This window comes from Enterococcus sp. AZ103 (assembly GCF_051714685.1).
Taxonomy (GTDB): Bacteria; Bacillota; Bacilli; order Lactobacillales; family Enterococcaceae; genus Enterococcus_A; species Enterococcus_A alishanensis.
Window position 1 is genome coordinate 76,685 of sequence record NZ_JBIOSI010000001.1, and the last position, 26,356, is coordinate 103,040.

General features: G+C 36.1%; 23 protein-coding genes and 1 tRNA gene. 8 read left to right on the forward strand and 16 right to left on the reverse strand.

Going from position 1 to position 26,356, the window contains the following annotated elements; genetic code table 11:
* Positions 1-2 precede the first annotated feature (2 nt).
* The 5 genes from ID741_RS00380 to ID741_RS00400 form a co-directional block, all read right to left on the reverse strand.
* The gene (locus ID741_RS00380) at positions 3-851 is read right to left on the reverse strand and encodes a two-component system regulatory protein YycI (RefSeq protein ID WP_438718707.1); all 849 of its coding nucleotides are present in this window, start codon (positions 849-851) and stop codon (positions 3-5) included.
* Positions 841-2,160 carry a YycH family regulatory protein gene (locus tag ID741_RS00385; RefSeq protein WP_218324812.1) on the reverse strand — a complete coding sequence of 440 codons (1,320 nt, stop codon included), beginning with the start codon at positions 2,158-2,160 and terminating at the stop codon, positions 841-843. The genes ID741_RS00380 and ID741_RS00385 overlap by 11 nt, the downstream gene beginning before the upstream one ends.
* Positions 2,157-3,989 (reverse strand): cell wall metabolism sensor histidine kinase WalK, encoded by a 1,833-nt coding sequence (walK, locus tag ID741_RS00390; RefSeq protein ID WP_218324450.1) that lies wholly within the window; start codon positions 3,987-3,989, stop codon positions 2,157-2,159. Before walK ends, ID741_RS00385 begins: the two co-directional genes overlap by 4 nt.
* Before the next feature lie 3 nt (positions 3,990-3,992).
* Positions 3,993-4,694, reverse strand: coding sequence for a response regulator YycF (gene yycF / locus ID741_RS00395; protein ID WP_218324449.1), 702 nt, complete (start codon positions 4,692-4,694; stop codon positions 3,993-3,995).
* Positions 4,695-4,819: 125 nt separating this feature from the next.
* Positions 4,820-5,377, reverse strand: a complete 558-nt coding sequence (locus ID741_RS00400) for a DUF1836 domain-containing protein (protein ID WP_218324448.1) — start codon at positions 5,375-5,377, stop codon at positions 4,820-4,822.
* Between the two features lie 142 nt (positions 5,378-5,519).
* Here ID741_RS00400 and ID741_RS00405 point away from each other — a divergent pair.
* Positions 5,520-5,592, forward strand: a tRNA-Lys gene (locus ID741_RS00405).
* A 363-nt stretch (positions 5,593-5,955) separates the two neighbouring features.
* Here ID741_RS00405 and ID741_RS00410 read toward each other — a convergent pair.
* From ID741_RS00410 to ID741_RS00435, 6 genes are all read right to left on the reverse strand, one after another.
* Positions 5,956-7,335 (reverse strand): MATE family efflux transporter, encoded by a 1,380-nt coding sequence (locus ID741_RS00410; RefSeq protein ID WP_438718708.1) that lies wholly within the window; start codon positions 7,333-7,335, stop codon positions 5,956-5,958.
* 24 nt (positions 7,336-7,359) lie between these two features.
* The gene (locus ID741_RS00415) at positions 7,360-9,207 is read right to left on the reverse strand and encodes a BglG family transcription antiterminator (protein ID WP_438718709.1); all 1,848 of its coding nucleotides are present in this window, start codon (positions 9,205-9,207) and stop codon (positions 7,360-7,362) included.
* A 129-nt stretch (positions 9,208-9,336) separates the two neighbouring features.
* Positions 9,337-10,683, reverse strand: coding sequence for a PTS sugar transporter subunit IIC (locus tag ID741_RS00420; protein ID WP_438718710.1), 1,347 nt, complete (start codon positions 10,681-10,683; stop codon positions 9,337-9,339).
* 4 nt (positions 10,684-10,687) lie between these two features.
* Positions 10,688-10,978 (reverse strand): PTS sugar transporter subunit IIB, encoded by a 291-nt coding sequence (locus tag ID741_RS00425; RefSeq protein ID WP_218324444.1) that lies wholly within the window; start codon positions 10,976-10,978, stop codon positions 10,688-10,690.
* A gap of 16 nt (positions 10,979-10,994) precedes the next feature.
* Positions 10,995-12,389 (reverse strand): glycoside hydrolase family 1 protein, encoded by a 1,395-nt coding sequence (locus ID741_RS00430; RefSeq protein ID WP_218324443.1) that lies wholly within the window; start codon positions 12,387-12,389, stop codon positions 10,995-10,997.
* The gene (locus ID741_RS00435; RefSeq protein WP_218324442.1) at positions 12,382-12,720 is read right to left on the reverse strand and encodes a PTS lactose/cellobiose transporter subunit IIA; all 339 of its coding nucleotides are present in this window, start codon (positions 12,718-12,720) and stop codon (positions 12,382-12,384) included. Before ID741_RS00435 ends, ID741_RS00430 begins: the two co-directional genes overlap by 8 nt.
* Positions 12,721-13,414: 694 nt before the next feature.
* On the opposite strand from ID741_RS00435, the gene ID741_RS00440 reads away from it, so the two are divergent.
* The 4 genes from ID741_RS00440 to leuD are packed head-to-tail and all read left to right on the forward strand — an operon-like array spanning position 13,415 to position 17,939.
* Complete coding sequence (locus tag ID741_RS00440; protein ID WP_218324441.1) at positions 13,415-14,932, forward strand: 2-isopropylmalate synthase; 1,518 nt, start codon at positions 13,415-13,417, stop codon at positions 14,930-14,932.
* Between the two features lie 11 nt (positions 14,933-14,943).
* Complete coding sequence (leuB, locus tag ID741_RS00445) at positions 14,944-15,981, forward strand: 3-isopropylmalate dehydrogenase (protein WP_438718711.1); 1,038 nt, start codon at positions 14,944-14,946, stop codon at positions 15,979-15,981.
* Positions 15,982-15,983: 2 nt separating this feature from the next.
* Complete coding sequence (gene leuC / locus ID741_RS00450) at positions 15,984-17,357, forward strand: 3-isopropylmalate dehydratase large subunit (protein ID WP_438718712.1); 1,374 nt, start codon at positions 15,984-15,986, stop codon at positions 17,355-17,357.
* The gene (gene leuD, locus ID741_RS00455; RefSeq protein WP_438718713.1) at positions 17,358-17,939 is read left to right on the forward strand and encodes a 3-isopropylmalate dehydratase small subunit; all 582 of its coding nucleotides are present in this window, start codon (positions 17,358-17,360) and stop codon (positions 17,937-17,939) included.
* 82 nt (positions 17,940-18,021) lie between these two features.
* Here the strand turns inward: leuD and ID741_RS00460 are convergent, their stop codons facing one another.
* Genes ID741_RS00460 through ID741_RS00470 form a run of 3 tightly spaced genes read right to left on the reverse strand, consistent with a single transcriptional unit; the run spans position 18,022 to position 20,773 of the window.
* On the reverse strand, positions 18,022-18,153 hold the full coding sequence (locus ID741_RS00460) for a FeoB-associated Cys-rich membrane protein (protein ID WP_218324437.1): 132 nt from the start codon (positions 18,151-18,153) through the stop codon (positions 18,022-18,024).
* Positions 18,141-20,303 carry a ferrous iron transport protein B gene (gene feoB, locus ID741_RS00465; RefSeq protein WP_438718714.1) on the reverse strand — a complete coding sequence of 721 codons (2,163 nt, stop codon included), beginning with the start codon at positions 20,301-20,303 and terminating at the stop codon, positions 18,141-18,143. Before feoB ends, ID741_RS00460 begins: the two co-directional genes overlap by 13 nt.
* A complete protein-coding gene (locus ID741_RS00470; protein ID WP_218324435.1) occupies positions 20,303-20,773 on the reverse strand; it encodes a FeoA family protein in 471 nt (156 codons plus the stop codon). The genes feoB and ID741_RS00470 overlap by 1 nt, the downstream gene beginning before the upstream one ends.
* A 367-nt stretch (positions 20,774-21,140) precedes the next feature.
* Between ID741_RS00470 and nrdH the strand changes: the two genes are divergently transcribed.
* The 3 genes from nrdH (at position 21,141) to nrdF (ending at position 24,591) form a co-directional block, all read left to right on the forward strand.
* Entirely contained in the window at positions 21,141-21,359 is a 219-nt protein-coding gene (nrdH, locus tag ID741_RS00475) for a glutaredoxin-like protein NrdH (protein ID WP_218324434.1), read from the forward strand.
* 93 nt (positions 21,360-21,452) lie between these two features.
* Complete coding sequence (nrdE, locus tag ID741_RS00480) at positions 21,453-23,612, forward strand: class 1b ribonucleoside-diphosphate reductase subunit alpha (protein WP_438718715.1); 2,160 nt, start codon at positions 21,453-21,455, stop codon at positions 23,610-23,612.
* A 13-nt stretch (positions 23,613-23,625) separates the two neighbouring features.
* Positions 23,626-24,591 carry a class 1b ribonucleoside-diphosphate reductase subunit beta gene (gene nrdF, locus ID741_RS00485; RefSeq protein WP_218324432.1) on the forward strand — a complete coding sequence of 322 codons (966 nt, stop codon included), beginning with the start codon at positions 23,626-23,628 and terminating at the stop codon, positions 24,589-24,591.
* Between the two features lie 44 nt (positions 24,592-24,635).
* Here the strand turns inward: nrdF and ID741_RS00490 are convergent, their stop codons facing one another.
* Together ID741_RS00490 and ID741_RS00495 are read right to left on the reverse strand one after the other, a co-directional pair.
* Entirely contained in the window at positions 24,636-25,409 is a 774-nt protein-coding gene (locus tag ID741_RS00490; protein ID WP_438718716.1) for an ABC transporter ATP-binding protein, read from the reverse strand.
* Positions 25,357-26,352 (reverse strand): ABC transporter ATP-binding protein, encoded by a 996-nt coding sequence (locus tag ID741_RS00495; protein ID WP_438718717.1) that lies wholly within the window; start codon positions 26,350-26,352, stop codon positions 25,357-25,359. The genes ID741_RS00490 and ID741_RS00495 overlap by 53 nt, the downstream gene beginning before the upstream one ends.
* Positions 26,353-26,356 lie beyond the last annotated feature (4 nt).

Consider the following 26,356-nt stretch of genomic DNA (forward strand, 5'->3'; position numbering starts at 1 on the left):
TTTTACGGATTTTCTACCTTTGGCACCAAATTATTGGAAATAACTTGATTACTCATAGCATTCACTCGCTCAATCTGACTCACATCATCAGAAGTTTGTATTTTTACAAACCAGACCGGAACATATACATTCTTTTCCCCCACTTCAATCGTTCGAAAATAACCTAAATAGATATCTTGAATAGTTGAATTCGCAGGAATATTGTTATTAATGTATAAGGTATTTAAGATTTCCTCTTCTGAATAAAGGGTCATTTTTTCCCGTAATGGTTCAATCTGGCGTAATAAAGTTTGGGTATATTGCGTCACTTCAGCATTCGTACCACTAGTATCAATATCTAAAGTTACCCGCGAAGTTTCATCAATAAAAGGGATGCCCTCATAGTTCTGAGCGCCAACTATTTTCACATCGTCTTTCTCTTCTTTAGAGATATGAGAAATGTATTGATAGCTTGTCCCTTCATAAATGAAGCTATCATCTTTCATCGCGCGATTAAAACTACTCTTTATTCTATTCATATTAAAGCGTCTTGGTTGCCCTAAATAGTTAGTCAGAACATTATCAGATATCGATGAAGTACTCATGATATCTTGAATATTATTTTCACTTAAGACATTCATCACATTGACTTGTTCAGCACTTAAATAATATCCTTCAGGTTTTTTAGTAGAAATTTTTCCTTTAAAGGTAATATTGTCATTTTTTAAACGTGAAGTGATGCCTTCTTTTTGATTATAAGTTGTCGTAACAGCTTGTTGATCATCTTGACTACTTTGATAAATATTAAACAGAAAGATATTTAAACTAATGAAAACAAGAATGAATAACCACTCTATTTTTCTAAAATCCATTAGACACCTCCGTAACCGAAGCCATCAGTTGACTTGCTGCAAACCAATTACCATCATATTTTACATACCACTCAGGTGTTAATGATACTAGTCGGTTCGCACCATCTACATCACTCCAAGTATAACCAATGATGTAACTTTCGACCTTATCGATATCCAAGCCCGCGTACACCAATTGATTTTCCATTTCCAATGAACTGGATAACTCAATTTCCTCATCCGATGGAATAGGCACCTGAACAGTATCCATACTCATTTGAATCGCGACTGATTTTGCTTCATCATTCTGGGCATCTCCGATCGTTACGACCATTTTTCCTTTGTCAGACTCACTAAAAATCGGATAACCTTCGACAAATGTCCGATAAGTTATCTGTCCGCCTTCACGATCAAAGTAACGCAGATTCCCAACGCCCGTACCCAAGCGACTAACATAGCCAAAGGTTTGGGCATAAATACTATCCGATTGCACATCTTTAGGCAATTCTCCTGAAAAATCAACAGTACGCTGATCATCATTTAAGATTAATTCTTCCTGACCACTAACAAAAGATTGAACACCTTGTTCATTTTCTTGCCCCTTGGCTCCAACTGGTTCCCGGAAAAAGGCATTTCTAAAAAGTGAATAGGATTGGGTAGTCAATATATAATTGTACCTTTTCAACCGAATGTTACCCTCGGTTTGCAATAACCGTGGAATAATTTGATTTTCTTCTGTCATTGGAATAAAACGACTCTGATTGTTTTCGTAAATATCTTGCAATGTATTCGTGCTAAAGGTGATATCTCCTTGATAAACCGTCTGTCTTGCATAATTAAGAAATCGGATATGATTATTTTCAAAATCAATCTGGATTTTATTAAAACGAATCCGATTAGGTTGATCAAAATTATCGATATTTATCGGTATATCAAAAACTTTCAAATATTCTGCCAAAGAAAACTGACCTTCATAGTTTAATTCCATCCCTCGATTGACTTGGTAATAGTTTTGCATTTCAGCTTCACCTTGAGCAACAATCGATAATTCACCATAATCTGCCTCGGTTAAACGTGCTTGAGCCGTAGCTAATAAGTTTTCGCTATTTGTCTGAAATTTTTGTCCATCCAGATCCCAAATTCCTCGAATCGGTAAATAGGAATCAGTTGCTTTGGCATAGTTTTGTTCTAAATTATTAATTGTTTGCGTATTTGAGTTTACATTTGGTGTGCGATTTGTTGGTGCTAGCCAAATATTATAGGAGAAGACGATACTTAAAAGAATCAAGACAATCAAAATGCCTCGTAAAATTTTTTCTGATATTCTCAATCCCACCATTCCCCCTCATAAGGTTCATACGGTAACGAAATGGAGAAGGTTGAGCCTTTTCCTTCTACGCTCTCCACCCAGATTTGACCTTTATGGGCCTTCATTACTTCTTTTGAAATCGCCAAGCCCAAACCTGTTCCGCCTTGTTGTCTTGCCCGTGCTTTATCTACTCGGTAGAAACGCTCAAAGACTTTATCCAAGTCTTTTTTCGGAATACCCAGGCCTTCATCAGTAATACTTAATACTACGTTATTATGAGTTTCCATTAAATGAGCTGTGATTTTCCCACCATCTGGTGAATATTTAATCGCATTATTCATAATGTTATCAATCACTTGCATGATTTTGTCAGTATCAACTTCCACCCATAATTCCCGTTCAGTGAAATCTCGTTCAATCACATATTTTTTCTCTTGACTCGTCACCATCATATCAAAGCGATCCAATACATAATCAACTAGCTCATTAAAATTCACAAATTCCAGTTCCAGCTTCTGGGCACCGGAATCCATTCGCGATAAATTCAGCAAATCATTAATCATCCGAATCATCCGATCCGTTTCACCTAGAGTCACGGAAATAAACTGCGGCGCAATTTCTTCATCACGCCAAGCCCCTTCATCCAAAGCTTCAATATAACTGCGAACCGAAGTCAATGGTGTTCTTAATTCATGGGAAACATTCGATACAAACTGACGTCGTTCTTCTGCTGTTTTTTCTTGTTCAGTAACATCATGAACCACGACAACCAGTCCACTGATAAAGCCAGAATCTCGTCGAATCATCGCAAAGTCCGCTCGCAAGATTTGTGTTTCGACTTCACCGCCTGATTCATTATCACGATCAATCAGGATTTCTTCTTGCGTTTCCAATAATTTACGCAAAGTGTATCTTTCTTCTAAATCCAATAACGGTAAGATGGATTGACCAATCGCTTCTTCACTGGTCACATCTAATAAAGACAGAGCAGTTTCATTAATGGTAATTACTTTCCCACGGCGATCGGTGGCAATAACGCCATCAGTCATGTGGGTAAGCACAGAATCTAAACGATTTCGTTCTGCTTCCATCGTATCTTGGGCATCCTCAATTCGATCTGACAATTTATTAAAGGTTTCCGCCAATTGACTTAATTCATCATGACCTCTAATTTCAACTTTGTCAGAATAATCCCCTTGAGCAATTTTCATTGCTTGCTTACGCATTTCTTCTATCGGCTTGGTAATTGAGCGAGCAACTAATAAAGCAATAACCATCGAAATCACACCAGCAATCATTGAAGCAGTAAAGAAAATCAACGCAGTATTAGCGATGTCTCCATATTTTTGCTCAATGTCACTCTGAACATAAAGAGCCCCGATAACGGCAGAATCACCGCTCGGGGACTGAATCGGTTGGACATTGATATAGACTCTCTGTCCATTATCATCTAAAGCAATGTATTGTTTGACGGTAAAATCATCCACATCACTATATTCATTCTTCTTACCTACAATGGAATCACGATCCGTGACATCCCCTGTAGCCAACACAATTCCTTTGTCATCTACAACCCACATTTGTTTAATATCTGAAGGACTATTGTTCTCCAGAAGACGCTGGACTGTTTCTGCCTCGCTCTCATTGTTTTCAGACATGGTGGTTCCTAAAGTCGTCGCTAAATTAGCTACCCGTGAATTCATATCTCGTGTAAAAGTATTGATGGTTGATTTTTCCAACCCACGAATAAAATACGCGCCGATAATTTCAATCGAAATCAGTAAAATTAAAATAAACGAAAAAGCAATTTTAAAATTGACTGACCGGTAAAAACGAACTTTATTTTTCATTCATTAATCCTCAGTATTACGTAAATAATAGCCGACGCCACGACGGGTAACTAAATAAGTCGGATGGCTGGGACTATCTTCAATTTTTTCTCGTAAACGACGAACTGTTACATCGACAGTCCGGACATCACCAAAGTAATCATAACCCCAAACGGTTTGCAATAAATGTTCCCGAGTCATCACTTGTCCGATGTGTTTTGCTAAATAATGCAGTAATTCAAATTCACGATGGGTTAGTTCAATCGTTTCGCCATGTTTCGTAACCACATAAGCATCTGGATGAATCGTTAAATCCCCAATTGTTAAATCGCTTTGGGTCGTACTTTCATCTTCTTTAGGTGCTTGTCCACCCCGACGTAAATTAGCTTTTACCCGTGCAACTAGCTCGCGATTAGAAAAAGGCTTAGTCACATAATCATCAGCTCCTAATTCCAATCCTAAAACTTTATCAATTTCAGAATCTTTAGCGGTCACCATAATAATTGGCATATCGTGGGTTTTGCGGACTTCTCGTGCTACTTCTAAGCCATCTTTTTTAGGTAACATTAAATCTAATAAAATTAAATCGGGTACAACTTCTTCGACTTTTTCTATTGCTTCTTCACCATCATAGGCTGTATATACTTCATAGCCTTCTTTTGTTAAATTAAACTTGACGATATCAGAAATCGGCTTTTCATCATCAACGACTAGTATTTTTTTCAAAATTGTCACCTCATTATTTGTTTTCAAAATCGTCTTCATGCCCTACCATTATACATTATTTTCATAACGGTTTCATCTTTTCATAAAATCTAGCTTTGGCTTAAACGGATTATTTATTACTTTATTTAAGCTTTGCCGTCAGAATTCACAGAATCTTCACCTTTGTTATCGAAAATAATCTTCTCAGCCAACATTTTTTGGGCAAAAGATTGAGTACTACTATATAATGCAATTTGACGAAAATCAAATTTATAATTTTCATTTGTGATTTTATCTCGATTGATAACCTGAGTAACTTCTTTCAAAGCAGACTCTTGTGCCTCACAAAAATGATTATAAACTTCATCGGCTTGCGCTACTTCCAGCTGCATATCAATTAATGCTTTAATGTCTGGAATTGATAAAACTTGCTTCAAAATTGTAATCATCATCAAATATGCTAAATGTTCACGACTGTATCTCTTTTTCACTGGCGCGGGAATTAATTTATGTTTGACATAATTATTCACCATGGCACTCGATAGTAAATGGGCTTTTTCAGAGGTCATCATAGAAGATAGATAACGATCCACCAGATTAATCACTTGATCCATATACAATTCAAATTCTGGTAATTCTTGCCATCTTGGTAAATGAATCTCTTGAATCTGATTTCCCCAGTTTTCTAAGTTTATTTTCTGCAATTTCGATAGCTCCTCTCAAGTTTCATACTATCAAAAATCACTCGATGAAACAATTTAGTTGAAAAAACTCACAGTTACTAGGCCGCTCAGTTTACTCTTGCATTTTTAGATTCCTAGTGCTAACATATGAACGTGCTAACACGGGCCGTTAGCTCAGTTGGTAGAGCAGCTGACTCTTAATCAGCGGGTCGCGGGTTCGAGCCCCTCACGGCCCATGGGTGCCAAACCCACGCCACCGGTACAACCTTGGTCTCTTAGGAGATTTCGAAAAGGATGTGCGCGGTGGTATTTTTTTTTTTGCGAAAAAATAGAATATTAGATAAAGTAACATTTTGCTTGATATTTCTTAATGTCGAAACTAAAAAAAGACGCATTTATTTAATAATACTGAATGCATCGTTTTTTCTTTATAGAATCACTATTAACCCCTTTTTACCTTCAAACACAGTTGATTCGCTTTCCATCTATAGCATTTGCTGTACCTTTTTGCATATAAAAATTTTCACTTTAAATTTGAGTAGGCTTTCTTTTACTTATCAATTCCAAAATCTATATATAAAACATCCTTCTAACTTCCATTACCTCTTTCTTCGATATAGCCAAAAAGAAAATCCAACACAGACAGCTTCTGTTAATACAAAAGCCCACCAAATTCCTGCTATTCCAAAAAAATGACTCAGTATAAATGCCATTGGTAATAATAAAATAAGTTGTCGGATTAAAATTAAGCAGACTGAAGAAAATTGTTTGCCTGTAGCTTGAAAATATGAAGTAAAGACGTAGCCGATACTGGCAAAACAAAAATTCAAAGCAATAATTTTCAAAGCCTGTTCACCTATTGTCAAAACAGTTTGATCTGTACTAAACAAAGAAATAATTTCCTTTGAGAAAAGCAGAAAAATAATTGTTCCAATGACACTAAAAATTTCAGCAAGAATTACTGATAACTTTAGACTCTCCTGCAGGCGACTCGTATTTTTTGCTCCGTAGTTATAACTCATGATTGGTAAAGTTCCTTGAACGATACCATTAATTGGCATGAAAACAAAAGATTGAACTTTGTAGTAAATACCAAAAATGAGTACACCTACCTGAGAAATTGTTGCTAAAATTAAATTGATTCCACTAACCATAATTGATCCGATTGAAAGTAATAAGAATGAGGGAATACTATTGTAATAAAGTTCTCGAGTTAAGGACTTGCTCCATTTAAAATTTTTAAACACAAAATTAATTGGCATATGTCCTTTTTTAAAAAATAAAATGGCTAAACACATTGAAGACAACTGGCCAATTACTGTAGCAATGGCTGCCCCTCGAATTCCCATAGATGGTAAACCGAACCAACCAAATATTAAAATCGGATCTAAAATTATGTTGACCAGCGATCCAACTAGTTGGAAAATCATCGGAGCTATCATATTACCAGATGCTTGATAAACCTTTTCAATTGTAATATGAATAAATACGCCAAAACTGAATAAGAAAATGACACTGATATATTCATATCCTAAAGATAGCGTTAAAGCATCATCAGAAAATAAGGCCATAAAAGGTTTGGCAAATACTAAACCTAATACCACCACCAATAAATAGTGTAAAAGTGAAGTGAAAATCCCCTGGGTAGCTGCTTGATTGGCCTCTTCATTATCTTTACTACCTAGTTTTCGTGATAAAAAGGCATTAAGACCTGTTCCAAATCCCACCGTTAAAGCTAAAATCAAATTTTGGATAGGAAAAGCAATTGAGACTGCTGTTAGCGCCTCCGTACCAATTTTTGCGACAAATATTGAATCCACTATGTTATACATAGACTGAATAAGCATCGAAAAAATTGAGGGTATTGACATTTTAATAATTAATGATAGTAAATGATTTGTTTCAAATTTGTTCGTTTTTTCCATTTGTTTCCTCCCAAAAAAAGACACGTTTTTTATTGTTTGGTTTACGGGAAACAATAAAAATACGTGTCTTTTTTTATTTTATTTACATAGTTCTATAAAATCATAAAAATTAGTTTGTTTGGATAGTTTTTTTACAAAACTTCCTTCATCTAAAATCTTGACCAAAAAACCAAAAAGTTCTTCAAAGGCATGATCACGTTCTTTTTTCATTGCCAGAAGCAAAACCAGGCGCACCCGATTACCACCCCATCTGATAGGTTTTTCTAAACAACAGACAGCAACAGCATTTCGTAGCGCTGTTCGCTGAATCGCATGGGGAATCGCATAATAATTTTCATAAGAAGTACAAGAAAGTTGTTCCCGATCCAACACCATTTCCACATAATTCGGTTCACAATAACCATGCTCAGCTAGTTGTTGGCATAAAAAAGTAATCACTTCTTCTCGATTATTGAAATTTTGATTGGTAAAGAATAGTTCTTCTTTAAAAAACTGATGAATAATTTCTTTGGATTCATCTTGTTCTTTTAAAATAGTTTCTACCCTTGAAACATCTGAATCATCAAAAATTGCTGAGTAAAAGTAGACAGGAATGTTAGAAGATACTGTTACATTTTCTGTTGTAATTATCAAATCGAGCTCGTTATCTAAATAATTTTGAACATCAAAAACAGTCGTCGCTTCTATTAAATCTATTGTAAAATTTAACTTCCGTAACTTATTGTGAACTAACCTCCTGCTAGCGACTCCATAAGGAGATACTAGTAAAATTCTCTTTAGTTTGCCATGACTCATGGTTTCCGAGGCTGATAAAAAATGCAAAGCAATATAAGCAATTTCATCATCTGGAAATGTGATATTTAATTCCTTTTGAATAGCGTCAGCTGCCAGTACACTGACATTATAAATAAAGGGATATTTGTTCTTTAATTCGTCTGTCAAAGGGTTACTTAGATATTGCTTTTTAACCGCTCGTCGATACAAGGCTGACAAATGCGTTGATAAATAATCTTTCATCCGTTCATCTGCAGAAAAGTCAATCATAAAATTTTCATCAATAATTTGAATGAGGCGATCTGTTAATGAAAGAAAACCCTCTTCTGCCAATTCATCCATCATAACAAATTTTCCTGAATAAAGTCTGGCTACGTAATGTAGTTCTTTTTCTGGAATAATAATTCCTAAACTGTTTTCTAGCTTTACAATAAACTGCTGAGCCAGTTGCTGGCTTTTTTTATCAATTTTTTTTACCTGTAAAGTTTCAATATAACTACCTTGACTTACACGTTCAATTAACACCGCCACATGAATGATGAAAGAAATCATCGAAAAATCATTCATATAAAAATCTATTTCATTATGATGATCAATCACCAAATTAGAAAGAACAGTTAAGTCGCAGTATTCGAAATAGTCACTGTATTTATCTAAACTTAATTTATGAGTTTTAATTTCTTGATTCAAAAATAGATTAAAAATTGCGCGTTTTTGTTCCTCTTCACCTTCTACTAGCAATTGATTCTGTCGACGAACGATACATAACGACTCATCTTTTTCCGCAATTACTTGGTTTAATTCTTGGATAATTCTACTAAGCGTCGACTCACTAATAAAAAATGCATCTGCCAAATCATAAAAATTAATAGCTTCTCTTTCTAAAATACGATTTAATAGTTCAAAACGCAGATTTTCTGTTTCGAGGGTACTATCTACGTCCTTTAAAAAATTTTGTGGATCACAAATAAAATAGCCCGCTCCCGCTTTAGATTCGATGACTGGTGATTGAAAGGCTGTATTTATTTTTGTAATATCGTTTCTAATTGTTTTAGACGATACCCCTAAGCTTCTAGAGAGACTACTTGCAGTCACTAAAACTGGACTATTTTTGAGAGCCTTGATCAACTCATTTTGTCTTTTTGTTATCACATAATTGCCTCCTGAATCTTTGGTCTATTCCAAATTATAGCATTTCAGTCCAAGCCAATGAAAATTTATTTGTTAACTTTTAAAACCACGAATAAGGTTAGAGTAAACTAACCTTATTCACCTATTTTCTTAGTTTTCAATAGCAGAATTTTCTATTATCTGAGCATTCTTTGATGATTCTTCCTGCTCTGCTTCTCTTTCTAGTTTCATTAAATCTTTTTCGTATACTTTTAAGAATGGCAGATACATTAGACCGTTAATAAAGATTAAAGCAAAGATTAAAACTACCGATCTCCAGTCCATGGTCGAAAGAAATGCTCCAATTGGTGCTGGCATTTGCCAAGAAAAGACTGCAAATGTTTTACCAACAATTCCCCATGACATGCATAAATACGTTACTATACCGTTAAACACTGAGGTAAAGATAAATGGAAAGAAGAAAATCGGATTTAACATAAGTGGTGTACCAAAAATAATTGGTTCTGAAATTCCGAAGATGGAAGGTAAAAAACCAACTTTCCCGACTGTACTCAATTGTTTTGATTTGGAACGCATCATTAAGAATGATAAAGCCAAGACAGAACCAGAGCCACCAATAATCACGAAATAAGTCCAAAACGGTGTAGTGAAGATGTGTGATAAATCTTGTCCTGCCATTTGTTCAGCAGCGTTTATGGACAAATTACCATCACGAATTGGGCCTAAAATTCCTGCCAAAGCAGCATCGTGAATACCAAAAAACCAGAATAAATGTACCAAAAAGATAATTAAAATAGTAAAAGGCAAACTATCGGCAGCTCTAAAGCTTGGTGCCATAACATCGTATAAAAATTTCACAGCAGTTGTATCTAAACTATGGAAAATAATAAAAATAATCGTAAAGACTGTCAGTAAAACAATCCCTGGCACTAATGCGGCAAATGTTTCTGATAAAGAAGCAGGAACACTCTCAGGCATTTTAATGCGACCAATATTTTTCTCACGCATCCAATGGTAACCTTCAACCGTTAAAATCGCTACAAATATCGAAAGTAATATGCCACGACCATCTAAAAAACTAATTTCTACAATTTTTCCATCCCAGCCTAAACTTTGCGGGTCCAATACCAACATAAGAAATCCAGCGATTGAAAACATCATGGGCCGTAAAATATCTTCTTTATAATGACGGCACAAATAATAAGTAATCCCGATACAAATATACAGTGACATCGCACTCAAAGTAATACTACTTACCCAGTTTAATATCAAACTATTTTTTTCAGCAAAGCTCGCCCAAGCTAAAATAAATCTGTTGGTTGTATCTTCAGTGACGGGTGCTGCCCCTAAAATCAGAGGAATTGAACCAAATAAGGTTAGTGGCAACATAGACATAAACGCATCACGGGTTGCTTTCAAATGTCTTTGCTGACTTAATTTATTTGCAAAAGGTGAAATATAGCGGTCCATTTTTTCGCTTATAACACTGAAATTCATAACCTTATCCTCCTACTATTTTTTTGATATCCTCATAAACGCCTTTACCGTCCATTATGCCGTATTTCATTGGAGAAATTGCCTGTACCGGAACAGTTACCTGTTCTTCAATTTGTGGCAATAAAAAGCGGATTTGAGGACCAATCAGTACTAAATCGATACCCTCTAAATAATCACTGTATTCAGATTCACTGTACGCACTTACTTTTAGCGTATTATTTGAAGCGGCCTCAATTTTTTTAGCCAATATTCCTGTAGACATCCCAGCGTTACAAACTAACATTATATTCTTCATATTTAATCTGCTCCTTTTAATTGAAATTTCGTCGTTTTATGAGTTCACCTTGACTTGCAATTACATCTTTGAACCAATGATAAGAAGCTTTTGGTGCTCTTGTCTGACCATTTTCAAAATCTACAGCAACTAAGCCATAGCGTTTTTCACAACCATTCTTCCAAGAATACAAATCAAACGATGACCAAGCATAATATCCACGAATATCACAACCAGCATCTTGAGCATTCATAATGGCATTGATATGATCGTTCATAAAGGAAATACGATATTCATCCTTCACTTCATCGACAGTTACATCTTCACGAACGCCAACACCGTTTTCTGTAACATAAATTGGTAAATGATAACGTTGGTAAGCTTCAATTAAACCGTCTTCCAGACCTTTAGGATAAATCTCAGTATCCCATTCAGTCGTTTCATTATTTGGATCTTTCACTTGTTCGAACCAGTTTTTGATTAATACTTTGGACTCGCCTTTTTTCCCAGTGTGGTTAAAAGATAGTTGGGTTTCTCCTCCGGTATAAGGTTTAACCAGAGTTCTAGAGTAATAATTTAAACCGATAAAATCGACCGTATTTTCTTTAATAATTTCAAGTTCTTTCGTGCTAATAAAACTAATGTCATAGTCTTTTGCTAAAACTGAAATCAAGTCAATTGGAAATTCACCTAAAGCAGCTGTATCTAAAATCCAGTTATTACAGTAATTGTCGGCATAACGCATGGCAATTTTAGTTTCAATGCTATCATCAACACCATTTACAGGTGTATAGCTATGAACGATACCAATCTGTCCTGGATAATTTCCTGCTCTAAAAACCCTAACTCCTAACGCACTCGCATACATCACATTATAAGCGGCAATCATTGTTTTCTGAGGATCTTGCAAGCCTGGAGGATAGTTACCAATCATATAACCATTCACCACAAACCATTTTGGTTCATTAAAGGTTGTCCAGTTACGAATCTTATCACCAAATGCTTCATAACAAACTTTTGCATAATGTTCAAAAGCCCCACATACTTCGTGATTTAACCAACCACCAGTTTCTTCCCAATACTGTGGTAAATCCCAATGATATAAGGTTACAAATGGTTCAATCCCATACTTCTCACAAGCATCCAAAATACCATGATAAAAATCTAAGCCTTTTTGATTCACATCACCGTTTTTATTTTTAATTATTCGTGGCCAAGACAGTGAAAAGCGATAAGAATTTTGCCCTCCTTCGGCCATCATACGAATATCTTCTTCATAATGATGATAATGATCACTAGCTACATCACCATTTTCCAAATTATTTTCATGCAGGTAAACATCCCACATTGAAGGTGCTTTCTCATCTACATCCCAAGCGCCTTCACATTGATAAGAGGCTGTTGCTCCTCCCCATAAAAAGTTTTTATCCATCAATAGTCTCCTTCCATTTATACAACTCACCAAATTCACCAATCAGGTCTACTGCAATATCTGTTGAAGATAAATGACCTTCAGCATGAACTAAAAGTAAATCAACTTCTTTCATTTGATTCGATGATGATAATTTTCGCAATAGCTCAGCATGGGCTTTATGTGCCAATCTTATTTCTTGCTTTGCCTCAGTATACTTTTCATCGAACAAATCAAACTCACTTTTTTTAGCAGCCATTAAAGCTTCATAAGAACTGCTTTTTGCATTGCCAGCATGTAAGATAATCGCCATTGATTCCAGCTCAGTACTTACCTGTACAGTTTCTGCCATCTAAGTTCCTCCTCTTTTCTTTTTACACTCTTACTATAAATCGTTTTCAAAACTCAATAAATTCATAATTTTCCACTTTGATTGTGGTAATTTTTTTCTAAGATACAATTGGTCAATTCAATGCCTTAGAAGATACTGATTTTTTCTTTATACTGAAACACTTTTTTCCAAACATACAAAATTTCTTACATTAAGCTTAAAGCAACCTAATGAGGTATTTATTGATATATCTCTAAACTCTCCTCAATAGATTGCTAATTGGATTTCCTCATGTGCAATAAAATCCACCGAAGCAAACTGACGGTTTTCGAAACATATAATAAGAGCAAAGCCTTAAATTAGCTTTGCTCTTTTGCCTCAAACTATCTGTAAAAAAATCTATTGAAGAAAGCTTTTCCCCCAAAGTAAAAAAATATTTTCATCTTTTTCTCATCTTTTTTTAAATTTTAGGTTGACATTGGTTGCTCCTTTGTTTATTCTTTTAACAAGCAATTAAACAAAAATTCTGACAATTTTAGGTGAAAAATTATGATGACGATAAATAACCAAAATAACACAACTTTATTATTATAACAGGGACTCTTTTTTTAGTTTTCTAAAAGAGTCCCTATTCGCATTGCAGCTAAGGAGAAAATGGTTCTTCTTAACTGGGATGCTTTTTTTATACCCAAATTTAAAAAGAGGAGCGGTTATTATGAGAAAAATTCAATTTTTTGACACAACATTAAGAGATGGTGAGCAAACACCTGGTGTAAATTTCAACACAAAAGAAAAAATTCAAATTGCCCAGCAATTAGAAAAATGGGGTATTGATGTAATTGAGGCAGGCTTCCCAATTGCTTCTGATGGCGATTTTGAAGCAGTGCAAAATATTGCCCGTAATGTTAAAAAAATGACTGTGGCTGGTCTGGCGCGCTGTCAGAAAAAAGATATTGATCGTGCATATGAAGCGTTGCAAGATGCGGTCCATCCACAAATTCATATCTTTTTGGCTACCAGTGACGTGCATATGAAATATAAATTGAAAATGACAGAAACTGAAGTTTTAGCATCAATCAAAGAGCATGTCAGTTATGCCCGCAACTTATTTGAAAAGGTTCAATTTTCACCAGAAGATGCCAGCCGAACTGAAAAAAGTTTTCTTTTAAAAGCTGTTCAAACAGCCATTGATGCTGGTGCAACTATTATTAACGTACCAGATACTGTCGGTTACTCTAATCCAACAGAGTACGGCGCACTTTTCAAATTTCTAATTGATAATATTCAAAGTGAGCAGGAAATTATTTTTTCTTCTCATTGTCACGATGATTTGGGTATGGCAACAGCAAATGCTCTAGCAGCTATCGAAAATGGCGCGAATCGCGTGGAAGGTACCGTCAACGGTATTGGTGAACGAGCAGGAAATACTGCTCTAGAAGAAGTTGCCTTGGCTTTATATATTCGGAATGACTTTTATCAAGCAAATAGCCAAATTGAATTAGCCGAAACCAAACGGACAAGTGATTTGGTCGCTCGCCTATCAAGTATTCCTGTACCAAAAAATAAGGCCATTATCGGTGAAAATGCTTATGCTCATGAATCTGGTATTCACCAAGATGGTGTTTTAAAGAATCCTGAAACGTATGAAATCATCACGCCATCTTTAGTCGGGGTAAATAAAAATTCTCTGCCTCTAGGAAAACTTTCTGGTCGTCATGCCTTTGTAGCAAAATTAGCAGAGCTTGGTTATCAACTATCTGATGATGAATTAAAAACGGCATTTGCTCGCTTCAAGTCTCTAGCCGACAAGAAAAAACAAATTACTGATGATGATTTGATTGCTTTACTAACAGATCAACATCGAGAAGAAACCGAACAATGTAAATTATCTTCTGTTCAAGTGCAATACAGCTCTAACGGTTTCCAAGGAGCTATTGTCTCAATTACCGATTCGAATGATCAAACCAAAGTGGCTTCAACCATCGGCTCTGGTAGTATCCAAGCTATCTACAATGCCATCGATGAGATTTTTGACCAAGATGTTTCCTTAACTGAATATGAAATTCAAGCCATCACTGCTGGTGAAGATGCCCAAGCTGAAGTGCGAGTCTTGCTGACAGATGAAAAAAATCAGCAAACTTATCGTGGTGTCGGCATTGATTTTGATGTGTTACAAGCCTCGGCAAAAGCTTATGTCGCTGCTAGCAATCAAGTTTTTACTAAAAATATTTAAGGAGTGCTCAAATGTCAAAAAAAATTACCGTATTAGCTGGAGACGGCATTGGACCAGAAATAATGAAAAGTGGACTAGCCATTTTAGCAACCGTCAAACCAGATTATCAAATTGAAGAACAATTTTTTGGTGGCGCGGCTATCGACCACAGCGGTTCTCCACTACCTGCAGAAACAATCGAAGCTTGTCAAAATGCTGACGCCATATTATTAGGAGCAATTGGTGGTCCGAAATGGGATAACGCAAATGAAACACCAGAAAAAGGATTGTTGGCTTTACGAAAACAGCTACAATTATTTGCTAACATTCGACCGATAAAAGTAACCGATAGTTTAATCGATTTTTCACCGATTAAATCAGACATCATTCACGGCACTGATTTTGTCATCGTTCGAGAATTAACTGGCGGTATTTATTTTGGCGAACCACAAGAATTAAATGCTGAGAATGCATTAGATACCAATACTTATCAAAAATTTGAAATCGAAAATATCTTGCGTCAAGCTTTTCGTTTAGCACAACAAAGAAGAAAATTAGTCACCTCGGTGGATAAAGCCAATGTCTTAGCCACTAGTAAGCTATGGCGTAAAACAGCCGAAGAAATCGCGAAGGAATTTCCCGATTGTACTTTAGAGCATCAATATGTTGATTCAGCAGCAATGAAAATCATCCAACAACCTACCCACTTTGACGTTGTTGTTACTGAAAATTTATTTGGAGATATTTTAAGTGATGAGGCTTCTGTTTTACCAGGCTCTTTAGGTGTGTTAGCCAGTGCTTCCGACAGTTTAAACGGCCCTTCTTTATACGAGCCCATCCACGGATCTGCACCTGATATCGCTGGTCAAGATATTGCCAACCCGTTGTCGATGATCTTATCGGTAGCAATGATGCTTCGTCAATCATTTAACGAAAATCAGTTAGCTGAAAAAATCGAAACTGCTTGCGACAATGTATTAAAAAAAGGGATTGCCACCAAAGACTTAAAAGGCAGTGCCACAACAACCGAATTTACAAATGCAGTGATTACTGAATTGAAGGGAAGATAATTATGGGAAAAACACTTTTTGATAAGCTTTGGGACCGTCATGTGGTTTATGGTGAGGCGGGTTCGCCACAACTTTTATATATTGATTTGCATCTGATCCATGAGGTTACATCACCTCAAGCTTTTGCTGGTATTCGCGAAGCTGGACGCACACTGCGCCATCCTGAAAGAACTTTTGCAACAATGGATCATAATACACCGACGGTTGATATTTTTAATTTCAGTGATTTAGTCGCAAAAAAACAAATTGATACTTTAAGAGACAATTGTCAGGAATTTGGCGTTGAGCTTTGTGATAATGGCACTGAAAATCAAGGGATTGTTCATATGGTAGGACCAGAAACTGGTTTGACTCAGCCTGGAAAAACCATCGTCTGTGGCGATTCTCATACCGCAACTCATGGTGCTTTTGGTGCTTTAGCTTTTGGGATTGGAACAAGTGAAGTGGAGCATGTTTTTGCCACTCAAACCATTTGGCAAAGTAAGCCTAAAAATATGGGTATTAAGATTACCGGGGAGCTTCCTAAAGGTGTTTACGCTAAAGATATTATTCTGGCTTTAATCGCAAAGTATGGTACGAATTTTGGCGTTGGTTACGGCGCAGAGTTTTTCGGGGATACAATTGAAAACTTGTCGATGGAAGAACGCATGACGATTTGTAATATGGCGATTGAAGGCGGCGCTAAAATTGGTATTATGAAACCTGATCAAACAACTTTTGATTACGTTGCTGACCGGACTTATGCTCCTAAAGATATGCAAGCAGCCAGTGAAAATTGGCAGGAGCTTTTTACTGATGAAGATGCTCAATATGATACCGTACTTACTTTAGATGTTAGCCAACTCTCTCCTTTTGTTACTTGGGGCACAAATCCTGAAATGGGTGTTGCTTATGATGAACAGTTTCCAGCTGCTGACTCTGATGAATTTATTAAGGCTTATGAATATATGGACTTGCAACCTGGTCAAAAGCCAGCTGATATTCCAATTGGATATGTTTTTATTGGTTCTTGCACCAATGGTCGACTTTCTGATTTAAAAGAAGCCGCTAAAATAATTGAAGGTAAAAAAGTAGCTGATCAGGTGACCGCAATTGTTGTGCCGGGCTCACGTCCCGTTCGAAAAGCGGCCGAAGCCATCGGTTTGGATCAAGTTTTTAAAGCAGCTGGTTTTGAATGGCGCGAGCCTGGTTGCTCAATGTGCTTGGGTATGAATCCTGATCGCGTGCCAGCTGGCGTCCATTGTGCTTCAACGTCTAATCGTAATTTCAAGGGACGACAAGGAAAAGATGCTCGGACCCATTTGTGTTCACCAGCTATGGCAGCGGCAGCCGCAATCAATGGTCATTTTATTAATATTTCACAGGAGGTTGTTTAAATGGAAGCTTTCACACAATATAGCGGTAGCGTAGTTTCTTTAAGAGAAGATAATATTGATACCGATCAAATTATTCCCAAAAACTTTTTAAAACAAGTCGATAAAAAAGGCTTTGGCATTCATTTATTTGACGAATGGCGTTACTTAGCCGATGGGAGTGACAATCCTGATTTCCCTTTAAACTTTCCAGAAAATAAACAGGCGACCATTTTAGTTGCTGATGAGAATTTCGGTTCTGGTTCTTCCCGTGAGCATGCCGCTTGGGCGTTGCAGGATTATGGTTTTAAAGCCGTGATTGCCGGTAGTTTTAGTGATATTTTTTATATGAATGCTTTGAAAAATGGCTTACTACCTATTAGAATTGAAAAAGAAATTCGTGACAGCATCAGTCAATTACCTGCTGGTACAAAGATTGAGATTGACTTACCTACACAAAAAATTACTACGCCAAATGCTGAATACTCCTTTGATTTTGATGCCACTTGGAAAGATAAACTAGTTAAAGGTTTAGACGATATTAGCATTACTTTACAGCATGAAGATGCAATTCGTGCTTATGAACAAAAGATGGTCCAATTTTAAATTTTAAATGAACTGTATCGATTGCGATACAGTTTTTTTATGCAAAAAAATCCTCGACTAATTGCCGAGGATTTTACTTTTTTTATTTACTTTGCTCTTCTTTTACTGGACAGCCACAGTCGCAGTCTTCACAAGAGGCGCCATTTTTAATTTTGCGATAGACAATCACTCCTGCACCGCCAAAAATTAAAACAGATAAAATTATAGTTGCCATTCTTTCACCTCATCTAAATGTTGAATTGTTACGGTTGGTCGATTTGATTTATTTGGTTTCTTCAAGATAAAGTATAGCATAATCGCTAAAACAACGGCTGCTAAAATAAATCCAATTCCTATTGAACCACCTTCAAAAAAGACGTGTCCAAATTGATAAACAACGAAACTCACTGCATAAGCCAAACCACATTGATATGCAATTGCACCGGCAAACCATTTACCATTTGCCATTTCACGACGGATGGCCCCCATCGCAGCAAAACATGGTGCACACAATAAATTAAATACTAGGAATGAATATGCCCCAACTGGCGTATAAGACCCCCGCAAGGCTCCCCAAATCTGAGAGCCGTTTTCGGAAACTGATGGTTGATTATATAAAATCCCAAAGGTCCCGATGACATTTTCTTTGGCAATTAGTCCTGTGATTGCTGCTACTGCGGCTTTCCAATTACCAAATCCAAGAGGTGCAAAAATTGGTGCTACAAGGTTTCCTAAAGCTGCTAAGATACTTTGATCTTCTGGTACCGCTTGGAACATAAAATTATGGGTCTGAGTAAACCAAATTAAAATACAAGCGACAAAAATAATTGTTCCTGCTTTTTTAACAAATGCTTTACTGTGATCATACGTATAACGAATCGTATTACCGATTCTTGGAAAATGATAAACTGGCAATTCCATAATGAAAGGTGCTGGATCACCGGCAAACAAACGTGTTTTTTTCAAAGCAATCCCTGATAAAACGATTGCTGACATACCAATAAAATAAGCTGAGGGTGCTACCCAAGAACTATTTGGGAAAAATGCCCCCGCTACTAAGGCTATGATTGGCAATTTAGCTGAACAAGGCATAAATGTCGTTAGCATAACAGTCATTTTACGATCTTTTTCATTTTCAATTGTCCGACTCGCCATGACACCTGGCACACCACAACCTGTTGCAATTAACATCGGAATAAATGATTTTCCTGACAAACCAAACTTTCTAAAGAAACGATCCATTACAAAAGCAATCCGCGCCATGTAGCCACAATCTTCAATTAATGCCAAACAGAAAAATAAAACCATTAATTGTGGTAAAAAACCAAGTACTGCGCCAATTCCGGCGACAATCCCATTTAAAATCAAGTCTTGCATCCAACCAGCTACTTGCCAAGATTGCAAGGTTGTTTCGATAAAGTTCGGTACGATATCACCAAACAAAGTATCATTTACCCAGTCAGTTCCAATGGCTCCGACAGTTTGAATCGCAATGTAATAGATTAACCACATAACTAAAGCAAAAATCGGTAACGCTAAAAAGCGATTCGTCACAATCCGGTCAATTTTATCTGATAATGATAATTTAAACTGGTCATCATCAACAACACATAAGGTTTTCAAGTCCGAAATAAAATTATATCTTTCATTAATAATGATGGATTCAGCATCATCTGCGATAATCTTTTCAGTAATATTAATGGTTTCTTCGATTTCTTTTTGCTGAATAGTGCTCAAATCTAATGCTTGGCTTGCTCGTGAATCCCGTTCGAATAATTTCACGCTGTACCAACGAGCATATTTGTCTTCAACGGTGCTACCTAAAATGGTTTCGATCTCATTTAAAGCAGCTTCAAGACGTTTATCATATTGGGGATAATTGATTTCTGCATTATTCTTTGCAGCTGCGATGGCTTCTTTGACTGCTTTATCAACATTTCGATTTTTTAAAGCTGATATGCCAATCACTGGTACACCTAAAGCATAAGATAATTTTTCTAAATTAATCTGCTTGTCACTTTTTTCCAAAATGTCCATCATATTGACAGCTACGACTGTTGGAATCCCTGTTTCAATTAATTGGGTCGTTAAATAAAGATTCCGTTCTAAATTTGTCCCATCGACAATATTTAAAATGACATCAGGTTCACCTGACAATAAGTAATCTCTAGCAACAACTTCTTCTGGTGTATAAGGTGAAAGAGAGTATATACCCGGCAAATCATCAATCGTAACATCAGTATTCTTTTTATAAACGCCACCTTTTCTTTCAACGGTGACACCCGGCCAGTTTCCAACGAATTGATTATTACCAGTTAATACATTAAAGGCGCTAGTCTTCCCACTATTGGGATTTCCGGCTAATGCTACATGTAGGTTTGCCATCACGCTTCCTCCTTCGCAATAATAATCATTTCCGCTTCAGATTTTCTCAAAGTCAATTCATACCCACGAATCCGAATTTCAATCGGATCTCCCAATGGGGCAAGTTTAATAATTTTAATCAACGTTCCTTTGGTTAAGCCCATATCCATTAAGCGGCGTTTCACTGCACCGGTGCCGTGGACATTTACGACAACCCCTTGTTCTCCTATTTTTAATTGATCTAAAGAAGACCAATGATTTCTTTCTTCTGTTATATCTTTCACATTAATACTTTTCAAAATAGTCTTATCAATTGCCACACGAGAATTGTGTAACAAGACAATACTATTATGCCCAGACTGACTCACAACGGCAATTTTCGAACCAATTACCATTCCGAGATCCTGCATCCGGCGCTTCATATCTGAATCTAATGTGACTGAATCAATTTCCACAACTTTATTCAAAGAAACATCTGCTAAAGTAGTCATCATTTTTCCGCCTAACTTTTTCAATTAATAATGAGAATCTTTCTCACTTAGATTAACTGGATTTGTGAACAATGTCAATATGAAACATAACTTTTTCTTAATCTTTTGAGCAGTAAATTTGACTTATTATTTCAAACTTGTTTAGAAAGGTTATTTAAAATTTTTTTGTTCGTAAAAAAAACATTCAATTTTTGTTTTTCAAATAAAGAAAGGGCTTTTCCATTGAATTCATCTGCTTTCATCATTTTTCCAAAAACACCAAGCCTTGTGTATCTCAAAAAACGAAACACTATATATAGTGTTTTTCGATTGACTTTTTCCCAACATCTTTTATACTGATAAGTGTAGAAAAAAAGGGGGAACATCCATGGTAAAAGTATATTCAAAAAACAATTGTATGCAATGCAAGATGACAAAACGTTATTTAAACGACAATCATATTAGCTTTGAAGAAATTAATATAGACAGCGAACCAACTGCTTTAGACTTCTTAAAAGAACAAGGTTTCCAAAGTGTACCTGTTACTTTTAATGGTTCAGACACAATTATCGGCTTTCGTCCTGACCAACTAAAAGCTTTAGCTTAATCAATAAATCTAAATGAATGACGAACTGAGATGAAAAGCGACTATTTTTGTCTCAGTTTTATTTATTACTATATATAGGAAAGAAGTGACGAAATGAGTCTGAAAAATCTAGGCGATGTGACCTACTTCAAACTTAATAATGAAATCAACCGTCCTGTTAACGGACAAATCCCATTAAATAAAGATAAAGAAGCTTTAGATGCATTCTTTAAAGAGAATGTTGAACCGAATACCCACAAGTTTTCTTCTATTAAAGAAAAACTTGATTTCCTAATTTCAGAAGATTATTTAGAACAAGAATTTATCGAAAAATATTCTCTTGCTTTTATTGAAAAATTATATGCATTTTTAGATGAACAGAATTTTGTCTTTAAATCATTTATGGCAGCCTATAAATTTTATTCTCAGTACGCTTTAAAAAGTAACGATGGCGACGAATACCTAGAGTCATATGAAGATCGTGTAGCTTTTAGTGCCTTATACTTTGCAGACGGGGATGAAAATCTAGCACTAGATTTAGCTGATGAAATGATTCATCAACGCTATCAACCTGCAACTCCTTCATTTTTAAATGCAGGACGTAAACGCCGTGGAGAATTGGTCTCTTGTTTCTTAATCCAAATGACTGATGATATGAATAGTATTGGTCGCTCAATCAACTCTGCTTTACAATTATCAAGAATTGGTGGCGGCGTTGGTATTAATTTGTCTAACCTCCGAGAAGCCGGTGCGCCGATTAAAGGTTATGACGGAGCCGCTAGTGGTGTCGTTCCAGTAATGAAATTATTCGAAGATAGCTTTTCTTACTCAAACCAATTAGGCCAACGTCAAGGAGCCGGTGTGGTTTATCTAGATGTCTTCCATCCAGACATTGAGATGTTCTTATCGGCTAAAAAAGAAAATGCCGATGAAAAAATTCGGGTTAAAACTCTGTCACTAGGTGTCACTGTTCCTGACAAGTTTTACGAATTGGCTCGTAAAAATGAAGATATGTATTTATTCAGCCCTTATGGTGTTGAAAAGGAATACGGTGTCCCTTACTCTTATGTGGATATCACAAAAGAATATGACAACATGGTAGCTAATCCCAACATTCGTAAAAAACGGGTTCGGGCTCGTGACTTGGAAAACGAAATTTCTAAATTACAACAAGAATCTGGCTATCCTTATATCATCAATATCGATACGGCTAATCGGGCAAATGCGGTTGACGGAAAAATCGTCATGAGTAATCTATGTTCAGAAATTTTACAAGTTCAAACACCATCTGCCATTAATGATCGTCAAGAATATGAAACATTAGGTACAGATATTTCTTGTAACTTAGGCTCAACAAATATTGTCAATTTAATGGAAAGTCCTGACTTTGGCAAATCTGTTAAATCAATGGTTCGAGCGTTAACTTTTGTTACAGATGCTTCAAATATTGATGTGGTTCCTTCTATTCAAAACGGCAATCATTTAAATCATACGATTGGCTTAGGTGCGATGGGCTTACACAGTTTCTTTGCTAAAAACTTGATGGTTTATGGATCTGAAGAATCAATCGATTTCACCAATATTTATTTCATGCTGTTAAATTATTGGACTTTAGTAGAAAGCAATCAAATTGCTAGAGAAAAGAAACAAAGCTTCTATAATTTTGAAAAATCAAAATATGCTGATGGCTCTTATTTTGACAAATATATAACTGGTGAATTCATGCCACAAACTGATAAAGTCAAAGAAATCTTCAAAGATATTTTTGTTCCAACTGCAGAAGACTGGGCAGCTTTAAGAGAGGCTATTAAAACAGATGGTTTGTATCACCAAAATCGTCTAGCTGTAGCGCCAAATGGTTCGATTTCTTATATCAATGATACCAGCGCTAGCTTACACCCTATCACTCGTTTAATTGAAGAACGTCAAGAAAAGAAAATTGGGAAAATTTATTACCCAGCACCATATTTAAATAATGAAACATTGCCTTATTATATGTCTGCTTACGATATGGATATGCGTAAAGTTATCGATGTCTATGCCACAGCGCAACAACATATTGACCAAGGAATGAGCTTAACTTTATTCATGCGTTCTGAAATTCCTCGCGGTTTATACGAATGGAAAACAGAAACTAAGCAATCTACTCGTGATTTAAACATCTTACGAAACTATGCCTTTTACAAAGGCTGTAAATCGATTTATTACGTTCGGACCTTCACTGAAGACGCAGAAGAAATCGGTTCAAATCAATGCGAAAGCTGCGTCATTTAGAAAGGAGAACCTCATGACAGAAACATATTATGAAGCAATAAATTGGAATGAAATTGAAGATGTCATCGATAAATCAACTTGGGAAAAATTAACTGAACAGTTTTGGTTAGATACCCGGATTCCTTTATCAAATGACTTAGATGATTGGCGTAAATTATCAAAAATGGAACAAAACTTAGTCGGCCACGTTTTTGGTGGTCTGACTTTACTTGATACCGTTCAATCAGAGACTGGGATGGATCAGCTGAGAGAAGATGTACGCACACCCCATGAAGAAGCCGTTTTAAACAATATTCAATTCATGGAATCTGTTCACGCAAAAAGTTATTCATCGATCTTCAGTACTTTAAACACAAAATCTGAAATTGATGAAATCTTCGAATGGACCAATACAAATGTATATTTACAAAAAAAAGCTGAACGAGTGAACGAAATCTACAAAAACGGTACACCATTAGAAAAGAAAATTGCCAGTGTCTTTTTGGAAACTTTCTTATTCTACTCAGGCTTTTACACACCACTATACTATTTGGGAAACAATAAACTAGCTAATGTAGCAGAGATCATTAAATTGATCATTCGTGATGAATCTGTTCACGGAACTTACATTGGCTACAAATTCCAACGAGGATTCAACGAGCTGCCTGAAGCAGAACAAGAATCATTGAAGGAATGGATGTATGATTTATTATACGAACTTTACGAAAATGAAGAACGTTACACTGAAGAATTGTACGATGAAATCGGTTGGACAGAAGAAGTCAAAACTTTCTTGCGCTATAATGCCAACAAGGCGTTGATGAACTTGGGACAAGATCCATTATTCCCAGATACCGCCGATGACGTAAACCCAATTGTCATGAATGGGATTTCTACTGGTACAAGTAACCACGACTTCTTCTCGCAAGTCGGTAATGGCTATTTGTTAGGCCATGTCGAAGCGATGGATGACGATGATTATTTGATTGGTTTTGAATAATATAGCGAACCAGGCAACTTCCATTTAGTGAAGTTGCCTGGTTTTTAGTTTAATTGTGCAGCAATCAAAGTCTTTGTATATTCATGCTGCGGGTTCTCTAAAATATCTTTGGTTTCGCCAACTTCAACAATTTCTCCTTGATACATCACTGCGACTCGATCAGCAATTTTTGAAACTAATTGTAGGTCATGAGAAATGAATAAGTAAGTTAAATGAAACTCTTTTTTTAAATCCAGCATCACATTAACAATTTGTGCCTGCAACGAAACATCTAAAGAAGAAACAGGTTCGTCGGCAATAACGAATTTAGGATTGGTTACCAATGCTCTGGCGATGACGACTCGTTGTTTTTGTCCACCACTTAATTGACTAGGGAAACGTTGAAATAAAGACTCGTCGATACCTACTTTTTTTAAAATATTGATCACCTGTTTTTCACTACTCAGCTGCTCCTGCCCTAAAGCTTTTAGCGGCTCCATCACAATACTAAAAATGGTCATAAAAGGATTCATCGCTGATTCAGGATTTTGAAAAATTATCTGCATTTCTTTTGGAGAACGCTTTACTTTTGTCTGATCAGTTTGATTTAAAAAAATGATATCTCCAGCAGTTGGTGCTTCCATCTTTAAGAGAAGCTTTCCTAATGTAGATTTCCCACTACCAGATTCACCAATTAAAGCAAATAACTCTCCTTGATAAATAGTCAAACTAACATCTTTCACCGCTCGTACAATCGGTTTTTTTCTGAAATCAAATCCACTTTTCTTAAAAGTCTTCGTTAAATGATTCATTGATAAAATCGGGATTTCTCTCTGCATTCTGCGACTTCCTTTCTGCATAGAAGCAGCGAACTGCATGCTGTTTTCTCTCTTTCAAAAGAGGATGGCTTTTTGTACATTCTGGTAATTTCACTGAACAACGCGATGCAAAAAAGCAACCAGGTATTTGTTCATCCATCGTTGGTACATTTCCTGGGATACTTGTTAATTCATGAGATTTACTAGGACTGGCCGCTAATAAAGCTTTAGTATAGGGATGTTGCGGTTTTTTCAGAATAGTTTGTAGTTTACCAAGCTCTACTATTTCCCCAAAATACATAACAGCAACACGATCAGCCACTTGTTTAATAACCTTTAAATCATGACTGATTAAAATAATTGTTAAGCCTTCTGTCTGCTGTAATTCCTTCAGTAAAAGCAAAATCCCTTTTTGTGTAACTGCATCTAAAGCAGTCGTCGGTTCATCTGCGATTAAAACTTTTGATTTAGTTAAGAGTGCCATAGCAATCATTACTCGTTGCTGAAGACCACCGGAAAGCTCATGAGGATACTGCTTCATCCGCTGTTTTGGGTTAGTAATTGCTACTTTTGCTAAAGTTTTCTCAGATAATTCGATAGCTGCTGCTTTTGATACTTTTTGAAAACGTCTAGCTACTTCAGCTAATTGACTTCCAATCGTTTTAACTGGATTCATCGCTTTTTTGGGATCTTGAAAAATCATCGCTATTGATAAATTTTCATCCAGTCGATGCATCTCACTTTCAAAGATGAATTCTTGGTATTGGTACTCAAAAAATCGAGGTAAAATATTTTTCAAACAACGCATCAAGATACTTTTCCCTGAGCCAGATTCCCCAACGATTCCTAGAATTTCTCCCTGAAAAACCGTCAAATCTAACTCTTTAATAATTTCATATGGTTTTTTTTCCAAGCCTTGATAAGTAATCACATTGAGTTTTTTGACTGTTAAAATAGCTGTCATCATA

Bases quoted from the DNA above. Each gene is read 5' to 3' on its own strand.
- ID741_RS00460 (WP_218324437.1), bottom strand. From the start codon at position 18,153: ATGGCAACTATAATTTTATCTGTTTTAATTTTTGGCGGTGCAGGAGTG.
- ID741_RS00435 (WP_218324442.1), bottom strand. From the start codon at position 12,720: ATGGCAGAAACTGTACAGGTAAGTACTGAGCTGGAATCAATGGCGATT.
- leuD (WP_438718713.1), top strand. From the start codon at position 17,358: ATGGAAGCTTTCACACAATATAGCGGTAGCGTAGTTTCTTTAAGAGAA.
- leuB (WP_438718711.1), top strand. From the start codon at position 14,944: ATGTCAAAAAAAATTACCGTATTAGCTGGAGACGGCATTGGACCAGAA.
- nrdH (WP_218324434.1), top strand. From the start codon at position 21,141: ATGGTAAAAGTATATTCAAAAAACAATTGTATGCAATGCAAGATGACA.
- ID741_RS00470 (WP_218324435.1), bottom strand. From the start codon at position 20,773: ATGACTACTTTAGCAGATGTTTCTTTGAATAAAGTTGTGGAAATTGAT.
- ID741_RS00440 (WP_218324441.1), top strand. From the start codon at position 13,415: ATGAGAAAAATTCAATTTTTTGACACAACATTAAGAGATGGTGAGCAA.
- ID741_RS00420 (WP_438718710.1), bottom strand. From the start codon at position 10,683: ATGAATTTCAGTGTTATAAGCGAAAAAATGGACCGCTATATTTCACCT.
- feoB (WP_438718714.1), bottom strand. From the start codon at position 20,303: ATGGCAAACCTACATGTAGCATTAGCCGGAAATCCCAATAGTGGGAAG.
- ID741_RS00490 (WP_438718716.1), bottom strand. From the start codon at position 25,409: ATGCAGAGAGAAATCCCGATTTTATCAATGAATCATTTAACGAAGACT.
- nrdE (WP_438718715.1), top strand. From the start codon at position 21,453: ATGAGTCTGAAAAATCTAGGCGATGTGACCTACTTCAAACTTAATAAT.
- ID741_RS00380 (WP_438718707.1), bottom strand. From the start codon at position 851: ATGGATTTTAGAAAAATAGAGTGGTTATTCATTCTTGTTTTCATTAGT.
- walK (WP_218324450.1), bottom strand. From the start codon at position 3,989: ATGAAAAATAAAGTTCGTTTTTACCGGTCAGTCAATTTTAAAATTGCT.
- ID741_RS00495 (WP_438718717.1), bottom strand. From the start codon at position 26,352: ATGACAGCTATTTTAACAGTCAAAAAACTCAATGTGATTACTTATCAA.
- ID741_RS00425 (WP_218324444.1), bottom strand. From the start codon at position 10,978: ATGAAGAATATAATGTTAGTTTGTAACGCTGGGATGTCTACAGGAATA.
- ID741_RS00430 (WP_218324443.1), bottom strand. From the start codon at position 12,389: ATGGATAAAAACTTTTTATGGGGAGGAGCAACAGCCTCTTATCAATGT.
- nrdF (WP_218324432.1), top strand. From the start codon at position 23,626: ATGACAGAAACATATTATGAAGCAATAAATTGGAATGAAATTGAAGAT.
- leuC (WP_438718712.1), top strand. From the start codon at position 15,984: ATGGGAAAAACACTTTTTGATAAGCTTTGGGACCGTCATGTGGTTTAT.